We start from the raw sequence: 6,261 nt of genomic DNA on the forward strand, positions 1-6,261 counted from the left end.
TTTCATGTACTTATATTAACAATCAAAACTCAAGGAAAATAGTCCTTAGTTAAATCAAACGACACTTCATGTCGTGTCGCTTATATCTCTGACCTGAAGGACAGAGTTTTACGCTCCATTTGATAAATATTTTTCAATACCTATTCACATATCATGACAAGCATGCTAATTTTCATCTTAAGTGTGATCTGTTTAAAACAATTAAATCATTCATCGCAGCGCACAAATGACTGCAATTAATATTTTTATTAATCAAGTGGTTATATTTAGAAACAAGGAGTTTAACAATGATGATACAAGCTCTGAAAAAAATCTATGCACTGTTGTCACAACAGATGAATCCAAAGTTGCAAGGAATGCATCTTTCGATTCCAGAAGCCGAAGGTGATTACGCCCAAGGGACTTATTTTGAAATTCTTGCGGCTCAACACCATCAAGACTTTCTCAGTCACCATACTATGGATTCAGCAGACCAATCCCCTACTGACTATCGCAATGCCATGTGGAATTTTTTAAGTGCCGCATTAAAAGGTCATAAAGATGCCCAATATCGCTTAGGTCTCGGTTATTTACGTGGAGAACTCGGCTTAGACCGCAATTATGAACTTGCAGAGCTTTGGCTCAGTAAAGCGGCTGCACAAGGCCATGAACAAGCAGACTACGTCTTACATCATGCCTATGAAGACATTGTCGTATAGTCATTGCATTCTAAGTAATAAAAAACCAGCCCGCAGGCTGGTTTTTTTATTTTAAAACTGGAACTTAGTTGCCAATTTTGCGGTATTTTTGACGCTTTGCAACTAGGTCATCACCATCACGTTTACGACGGTATTCTTCAAATTCATGGTAGTTACCCGTGAAGAATTCAGGGGTTTCACCTTCAAATGACAAGATGTGCGTTGCAATACGGTCGAGGAACCAACGGTCATGCGAGATCACCATTACAGTCCCTGGGAATACCAGAATGGCATCTTCAAGCGCACGTAAAGTTTCGATATCCAAGTCGTTTGATGGTTCATCGAGTAAGATAACGTTTGCGCCCATTTGCAGGATTTTCGCAAGTTGTAAACGGTTACGTTCACCACCTGACAATTGACCTACACGTTTTTGCTGATCTTGACCTTTGAAGTTAAAGCGACCGATATACGCACGAGATGCGATTTCGTATTCACCAATTTTCAAGATATCTAAACCGCCAGAAACTTCTTCCCAAACAGTTTTGTTGTCATCTAAGGTGTCACGAATCTGACCAACATAAGCCACTTTAACAGACTCACCCAGTGTAACTGTACCTGTATCTGGTTGTTGTTCGCCTGTCATCATACGGAATAATGTGGTTTTACCCGCACCGTTTTCGCCCACAATACCTACAATTGCAGCAGGTGGTACAACGAACGATAAATCTTTATAAAGTGTACGGTCACCAAAGGATTTACTAATACCTTCAACTTCTACAACCTTGTTACCTAAACGTGGACCAGGTGGAATGTAGATTTCAGACGTTTCGTTACGCTGTTGGAATTCGCGTGAGTTAAGCTCTTCAAAACGCTCCATACGCGCTTTGTTTTTCTTTTGCTGACCTTTGGCATTTGAACGAACCCATTCAAGTTCTTTTTTCAATGCTTTAGCAAAAGATTCTTCTTGCTTCTGTTCTTGCTCTAAACGAGCATTTTTCTGCTCTAACCAAGAAGAGTAGTTGCCTTGGTATGGAATACCCATGCCGCGGTCAAGCTCAAGAATCCACTCTGCCACGTTATCCAAGAAGTAACGGTCATGGGTAATCGCAACGATCGTACCTGGGAAATCTTTCAAGAAACGTTCTAACCAAGATACTGATGAAGCATCCAAATGGTTCGTCGGTTCATCTAGAAGTAGCATGTCTGGTTTAGACAATAACAAACGGCAAAGTGCAACACGACGGCGCTCACCACCAGACAACTTAGATACATCTGCATCCCAAGCTGGAAGATTCAACGCTGCAGCAGCCTGATCCATTTGGTTGACAATGTTATGTGCATCCCATGAATGGATAATCGCTTCTAACTTCTCTTGTTCTTTTGCAAGTGCATCAAAGTCAGCATCTTCTGCTGCATATTCTGCAAACACTTCATCAAGACGCGCCAAAGCATCCAACGGTTCACGTAAACCGTCTTCAACGTTACCACGAACGTCTTTGCTTTCATCCAATGGCGGCTCTTGTTCAAGGTAACCAATTTTGATACCCGGTTGAGCACGTGCTTCACCTGAGAAATCTTTATCTACGCCCGCCATAATACGAAGCAAGGTAGATTTACCTGCACCGTTTAGACCAAGCACACCAATTTTTGCGCCTGGGAAAAATGATAAAGAGATGTCTTTCAGGATTTCGCGCTTAGGCGGAACCATCTTCGACACACGGTTCATCGTGTAAATATATTGGGCCACTTAGGACTCCTCAATAGTCAAAACATATACGGAACAACACAAAGTTGCCCCTGCTCAATTGAGCGAAAAAATAATCGGCTATTATACGCATAAAGTCGTGAAAAAATAAGGTTTCGCACACGCCTTCAATGCATTGTTACAAGTTTAATGGCGAACAAAATTTAAACATGCGTTTTTAAGCATGATTTCGCTCATCTTTAGCTGAAAATTTTTCAACAATATGAATAATTATGATATTAATTTTAGAAATAAAGCACTTTTATTCATATATAAAAATGATAGACTGTTTAAAAACTAGCTCACTTAGATGAAGTAATCATGACATATAAAGACGAAACTTTAGCAATTCACGCGGGGTATACACCGGAGCCAACCACCAAAGCGGTTGCGGTGCCAATTTATCAAACCACTTCATATTCCTTCGATAACACACAGCATGGTGCTGATTTATTTGACTTAAAAGTTCAGGGTAATATTTATACCCGCATCATGAATCCAACCACAGCGGTACTTGAACAGCGTGTTGCAGCACTCGAAGGCGGTATTGGCGCTTTGGCCTTAGCCTCTGGTATGGCTGCCATTACATATGCGATTCAAACTATTGCTGAAGCAGGCGACAATATCGCTTCAGTTTCGACCCTATATGGCGGCACATATAATCTGTTTGCCCACACCCTGCCGAAACAAGGCATTGAAGTTCGCTTCTTTGATTATCAAAACCCTGAAGCGCTGCGTAGCCTCATCGATGACAAAACCAAGTTGGTCTTTGTCGAATCTATTGGTAACCCATTGGGCAATATTATTGACCTCGAAGCAATTTCGAAAATTGCGCACGAATATGGCATACCTGTGGTGGTCGACAATACCGTTGCTACTCCTGTCCTGCAAAAATCATTTGAATTTGGTGCCGACATTGTGGTGCATTCATTGACCAAATATATTGGTGGTCATGGTAATTCGATCGGCGGCATCATCGTCGATAGCGGCAAGTTCCCTTGGGGCAAATATCCTGAACGCTTTAAATCACTGAATACCGCTGATCCAAGCTACCACGGGGTGAATTATGTCGAAGCCTTAGGTGAAGCAGCCTACATTGCTCGTGCGCGCGTGGTACCACTGCGTAATACGGGCGCTGCGATCAGCCCGAACAATGTGTTTTTGATCTTACAAGGTTTGGAAACCTTAAGCCTGCGCATGGAACGTCATACAGAAAATGCGCAAAAAGTGGCTGAATATTTACAAGCGCATCCAAAAGTAAAATGGGTTAACTACGCTGGCCTAAAAGACCACCCACAACATGCTTTGGCGCAAAAATATGTCAAAGGCAAACCATCTGCGATTCTTTCATTCGGCGTTCAAGATGGCCTTGCAGGTGGCACACGTTTCATCGATGCCTTGCAGTTGTTTACTCGCCTTGTGAATATTGGTGATGCCAAAAGTTTAGCCTGCCATCCTGCGACCACGACACATCGTCAACTCAATGAAGATGAACTCAAAGCAGCGGGGGTCAGCATTGATATGGTTCGTTTATCGATTGGGATCGAACATGCGGATGACTTGATTGCAGACTTAGAGCAAGCCTTAGCTGCTGTTTAAACCATAATTGCACAATCCACAGGTCTTATTTTTAAGGCCTGTTTTTATTTCCATTTCATTTAAATAACCACTCCCACATAATCCGCCTTCCAACTTTAGGCATCTATGGCCCTGCTTCTATATTTATTTACAATTTTATTTATCTTGAAAATCGACTTTTTTAGGTTGCAACGATGTTGATAAAAGCACTTCTCTTTCACATATTTATGTGTTAAAAATTGAGTAAATAGGGATTTTAATTTAGAGTAAAAACTCTAAATATTATTTTATTATCAATTACTTATCATATGGCTTTTTTTGAATAAAACGCTATCATACCGCTGACTTAAAACAGCCCTGCACATAGCGTTGTCGGGCCGATAAATGAATACAATAAAACTGATTTAACAGGGAACCTCATCGTGAATTCAAGACTTGAGAAACGTTTCGTTGACCGTGTCAACGGTAAGACCATTTTAATCACCGGTGCATCAAGTGGTATCGGTTTAACCACAGCGCATCGCCTTGCCAACGCAGGCGCACATGTTCTACTGGTTGCACGTACCAAAGAAACTCTTGATGCCGTAAAAGCTGAAATTGAAGCCACTGGCGGTAAAGCCGATGTTTTCCCATGTGACCTCAATGATATGGACTCCATTGATGCTGTGGCACAACAAATCCTCGCTTCCGTCGATCATATTGATATCTTAATTAATAACGCTGGCCGTTCTATTCGTCGTGCCGTACATGAATCAACCGATCGTTTCCATGATTTTGAACGTACTATGCAGTTGAACTATTTTGGCGCGGTACGTTTGGTGATGAATTTACTGCCGAAAATGATGATTCGTCGTGAAGGTCATATCATCAACATCAGTTCGATTGGTGTATTGGCCAATGCAACACGCTTCTCTGCCTATGTTGCGTCTAAAGCCGCATTAGATGCTTTTAGCCGTTGCCTGAGCGCTGAAGTTCACTCGCATAATATTGCCATCACGTCGGTCTACATGCCATTGGTGCGCACGCCAATGATCGCTCCAACCAAAATTTATAAATACGTTCCAACGCTTTCTCCAGAACAAGCGACTGACCTGATTGCCTATGCCATCGTGAAACGTCCAAAGAAAGTGGCGACCAATTTGGGCCGTCTGGCTTCTATTACCTACTCAATTGCTCCAGACATTAACAACAAACTCATGTCGATTGGTTATAACTTGTTCCCAAGCTCTTCAGCGTCTATTGGTAAGCAAGAAAAACTCAATTGGGTACAAAAGGCATATGCTCGCCTATTCCCAGGTGAACACTGGTAAGACTTGACTCACCCCTAAAAAAGCCCTTTTGAGGGCTTTTTTATTGGGTTTTATGCAGCATCTTTGATACATTGGGCTGAGATAAAATCAACTTTTAAAACAATGAAAACTCAAAATATTGCCATCATCGGTGCAGGTACGGCAGGATTAGCTGCTGCAGCAATGCTTGCTGCTCAAGGCCATCAGATCTGCTTATATGAAAAAGTCTCACAACTTGAACCTGTGGGCGCAGGATTATTATTACAACCTGCCGGACTGGCAGTTTTCGAACATTTAGGCATTTTGGAACAAGCCTTAAGCCTTGGCGCTGTGGTAACCGGTCTTGAAGGTCAACTGGCTGGCGGCGACTTGCTGATAAACAGTCAATATCGACAAGCCGATGAACGTTCATATGGACTCGGCATTCACCGTGCCACACTCTGTCATGTCCTTGCATCCAAAGTCCGAGAATATCCTCAACACGTTGAGTGGTGTATGGCGCATGAGGTACATGAACTTCAAGAGTCCAGTGACGGTATAAACGTGATTGGACAATCCGCAGATCAATCCTTTCAACGTCAATTTGATCTCGTGTTGATCGCCAATGGCGCACGCAGCCATTTACGCCCTAAAGCATGGAAAAAGCTCAACCAAGCCTACCCTTGGGGTGCAAAGTGGATCATCGTGCCTGAATGCGAAGTGCTGAATCCGCAGATCTTGCATCAGTTCTATGACCGCTCCAACATCATGATGGGTGTAATGCCTACGGGAGCAATTCCAACGCAGCCTGAACAGCGCCTTTCGAGCATTTTCTGGAGTCTACCTACAGCAGATTTAGAAGGATTCTTGACATACTCCCACCACCAAGCTAAGAGCTATGGTGGGGGAATCTTTGCGACCCATGCAATCTTAGAGATTGCACCTTTCGATACCGCACTGCGCTGACAGTATGGCGGTACAGGAACTCTTTATA

Annotated in this window: 4 protein-coding genes and 1 pseudogene; 4 read left to right on the forward strand and 1 reads right to left on the reverse strand. The window is 42.7% G+C overall.

Annotation, left to right across the window (positions count from 1 at the left end; translation table 11 throughout):
* The first annotated feature begins 287 nt into the window (after positions 1–287).
* Positions 288–698: an SEL1-like repeat protein gene (locus FTU05_RS17075; RefSeq protein ID WP_180024277.1), complete on the forward strand. Its 411-nt coding sequence runs from the start codon at positions 288–290 to the stop codon at positions 696–698.
* Positions 699–762: 64 nt separating this feature from the next.
* Here the strand turns inward: FTU05_RS17075 and ettA are convergent, their stop codons facing one another.
* Complete coding sequence (gene ettA / locus FTU05_RS17080; protein ID WP_180042172.1) at positions 763–2,424, reverse strand: energy-dependent translational throttle protein EttA; 1,662 nt, start codon at positions 2,422–2,424, stop codon at positions 763–765.
* A gap of 318 nt (positions 2,425–2,742) precedes the next feature.
* On the opposite strand from ettA, the gene FTU05_RS17085 reads away from it, so the two are divergent.
* The 3 genes and pseudogenes from FTU05_RS17085 to FTU05_RS17095 all read left to right on the forward strand — a co-directional run.
* Complete coding sequence (locus FTU05_RS17085) at positions 2,743–4,020, forward strand: O-acetylhomoserine aminocarboxypropyltransferase/cysteine synthase family protein (RefSeq protein WP_180042174.1); 1,278 nt, start codon at positions 2,743–2,745, stop codon at positions 4,018–4,020.
* A gap of 401 nt (positions 4,021–4,421) precedes the next feature.
* A complete protein-coding gene (locus tag FTU05_RS17090) occupies positions 4,422–5,309 on the forward strand; it encodes an SDR family NAD(P)-dependent oxidoreductase (RefSeq protein ID WP_078189400.1) in 888 nt (295 codons plus the stop codon).
* 102 nt (positions 5,310–5,411) lie between these two features.
* Positions 5,412–6,137: pseudogene (locus tag FTU05_RS17095) on the forward strand (FAD-dependent oxidoreductase); the annotation flags it as partial.
* Positions 6,138–6,261 lie beyond the last annotated feature (124 nt).

Origin of the sequence: Acinetobacter sp. YH12049, assembly GCF_013419875.1 — a bacterium.
In the GTDB taxonomy this organism is placed as follows: Bacteria; Pseudomonadota; Gammaproteobacteria; order Pseudomonadales; family Moraxellaceae; genus Acinetobacter; species Acinetobacter amyesii.

Bases quoted from the DNA above. Each gene is read 5' to 3' on its own strand.
- FTU05_RS17075 (WP_180024277.1), top strand. From the start codon at position 288: ATGATGATACAAGCTCTGAAAAAAATCTATGCACTGTTGTCACAACAG.
- FTU05_RS17085 (WP_180042174.1), top strand. From the start codon at position 2,743: ATGACATATAAAGACGAAACTTTAGCAATTCACGCGGGGTATACACCG.